3 protein-coding genes and 2 pseudogenes are annotated in these 2,298 nt (G+C 66.8%); 1 reads left to right on the top strand and 4 read right to left on the bottom strand.

Going from position 1 to position 2,298, the window contains the following annotated elements; translation table 11 throughout:
- Window positions 1-146 (bottom strand): transposase (locus ACWGIU_RS36015; protein ID WP_453712298.1); only part of this gene is annotated, 146 nt, incomplete at its 3' end.
- Window positions 147-514: 368 nt separating this feature from the next.
- On the opposite strand from ACWGIU_RS36015, the pseudogene ACWGIU_RS36010 reads away from it, so the two are divergent.
- Window positions 515-805 (top strand): annotated as a pseudogene (locus tag ACWGIU_RS36010) (ASCH domain-containing protein); the annotation flags it as partial.
- A gap of 363 nt (window positions 806-1,168) precedes the next feature.
- On the opposite strand, the gene ACWGIU_RS36005 reads toward ACWGIU_RS36010, so the two are convergent.
- From ACWGIU_RS36005 to ACWGIU_RS35995, 3 genes and pseudogenes are all read right to left on the bottom strand, one after another.
- A complete protein-coding gene (locus ACWGIU_RS36005; RefSeq protein WP_453712297.1) occupies window positions 1,169-1,558 on the bottom strand; it encodes a hypothetical protein in 390 nt (129 codons plus the stop codon).
- Window positions 1,555-1,836, bottom strand: a complete 282-nt coding sequence (locus tag ACWGIU_RS36000) for a hypothetical protein (protein WP_453712296.1) — start codon at window positions 1,834-1,836, stop codon at window positions 1,555-1,557. The genes ACWGIU_RS36005 and ACWGIU_RS36000 overlap by 4 nt, the downstream gene beginning before the upstream one ends.
- Window positions 1,837-2,045: 209 nt before the next feature.
- Window positions 2,046-2,297: pseudogene (locus tag ACWGIU_RS35995) on the bottom strand (transposase); the annotation flags it as partial.
- Window position 2,298 lies beyond the last annotated feature (1 nt).

The following is a 2,298-nucleotide window of genomic DNA, read 5'->3' as shown; positions in this document are numbered from 1 at the left end:
TCCCGCCACTGCCCGCCCGTCCGGAACCGCCAGATCACGCCCTCGAACTGCTGCCGCAGCCGTTCCGGGTACGGGCCGTACTCGCCGATCGGCAGGTACGGCTCGATGAACTCCCACTCTGAATCCGTCAGTTGTACTCGAGTCACCCAAGAAGGTGTATCTGTCCAGGCCCCGTCACGCAGGCAAAACTCGCAGATTGATCACGACCCCATACGCTCCCTAGACGCCGAACCACGGAGAGGCGGGATGGCATAGCTGGTGAGTCGCCGACCGAGCGGTCACCGCGTCGGCACAGCTCGACGATCTCGGCCTTGAACTCCGACGTGAACGAACGGCGAGGGCGAGGCTTCTTCTTCCCCATGCTCTCCATGATGGACATCCTCCCGGGGACGAACCCCTGATCTCGAACGTCCGTCAAAGCGGATCAAGCCCACCTTCGCGATCGTCCTCCTGGTGCTCGTATGCGTCCGGCCGGCCTTCGACGTCGAACGGTCCCGGTCCTGGCGTACCTCTGATGAGCGCCGCCCCCGCGCCCCGCGTCCACCGTCTCAACCTGCACCGGCGGTACTTTGAGCTGGTGGCGGACGGCACCAAAACGATCGAAGTCCGGGTGAACCATCCCCACCTGGAGAACCTCGCGGCCGGCGACCGGATCGAGTTCCGCACGAAGGACACCGACGAGCGGTGCGAGGTCGAAGTGCTCCGCGTCACCGAGTACCCCACCTTCGAGGCCCTCCTGGGCGGCGAGGGCCCGGAGAACGTCAACCCCTCCGCCAGCCGCCAGCAGCAGCTCGAAAACATCCGCTGGGACGCCTTGCTGCCTCGGCAACTGCTCCCCGCGCACGCGGGGATGACGCCCGCGAACCGCGAGGCTTCTCTACCGAGGCCACGGCCCTTGCTGGTGGAGTTGGTGCTGCCATACCTGTGGGTGGCCGTTGCTGACGGCCGCGCACCGGCGAACATCTGCGTGGAAGCGTGGCAAGACTCGGGGACCCGGTCATAAGCGATTAGCCGGGGGAGACGTCCTGATCAGTTCAATCCACGGCTCCGTCCGACACGGCCGTCAGCAGAGCCCCGCTGGGGGATCGGGAACGGCCCTCGGCGCGTCCCGCAGGCCCGACCCGTCTCCGCGCCGGCAGGGAAGCACGCGGCGACCCGAGACGGGCTTCTACGCGATTTCTTCGATGACGATCCGGTCGTCGATCTGCTTGTACGCCCCCGCCTGGCGGGTCAGCACCGGCAGCCCGGAGCCCAGAGCGAGGTGCGCGGCGTGCGCGGTAGGCAAATCCGCGGCCCGTTCGCGGGCGAGCTGGGCGACGGCCCAGCATCCCGCTTCGTCGAGGGCCCGGAAGACGAAACACGGCGCCGACAGGGCATCCTGCAACATTTGTGCCACCTCCGTCTGGACGACGGAGGTGAGTCCCTCGGCGAAGGCGATTGCTGGCACATAGAGGGGCTGAACCTGCTGGACGGAGCGGAAAACGCGGGCAGCCATATACATGTCGCCGTGCGCGAGAGCCGCGATCGCAGTGTGGTCGAGGATGTAGCCGGTACTCACGCGGCGCTCTGCTCCCGGTCCGGGCCGGTGAAACCGTGCCGGCGGTCGGCCTCCTCGACAGCAGCCAGGGCCTTCTCCCACTCTCCAGGCTGCTCATTCCGCGCACGGTCGACGAACCACCTGAGCGCGCGATCGGCACGCTCGGCCTGATCGAGTTTGGCGGACACCGCGTCTTCGATCCACGCGGACACCGAGCCGGCAGGGCTCGCTTGCAGGACCTTCTCGATCGCCGCCACCTTGTCGGTGTCGATCGTGATCGTAAGCTTCTTCTTCGCCATACCAACACCATACCGATGTCATACCCGACTGTCAGGGCTTCGCTGCCGTTCCTGGCAGCGCCCCACCAGGCAGTCGATCACGCCAGGGCAGAGGCAAGCTCGCCGAGTCGATCGCATGTTGGGGTGCGGGCCCTCCTGGATGTCATGCCCATGTTCCCGGCGACCGGCCCACCCCGCATCGGCTGGGAGCACCTCTGGTGCACCGGGCTTTTGATCAAGCCGCCCTTCTCCCACTCCTTGAAGTAGCCGTAGACCGTGGTGTGGGGCGGGAAATCGTGTGGGAGGTAGCGCCAGGCGATACCGGTCCGAGCGACCTGGAGGACCGCGCTGACGACCTCGCGCAGGCTCGTCACCGGCTCCCGTCCCCCGGTGCGGGAGGCCCGCCACTTCAGGAGCATCGGCTCGATGAGCTCCCACTGCTCGTCCTTCAGGTCCGAGGGATAGCCACGTCGTTCAGTCACA

It is taken from the genome of Streptomyces sp. NPDC054840 (genome assembly GCF_053611065.1).
Note: the sequence above shows the minus strand (reverse complement) of the source record. Positions and strands in the feature narration are given on the sequence as shown.

What these genes read in the sequence shown, in the direction of transcription:
- ACWGIU_RS36000 (WP_453712296.1), bottom strand. Translation starts at nt 1,836, where the DNA reads ATGGCGAAGAAGAAGCTTACGATCACGATCGACACCGACAAGGTGGCG.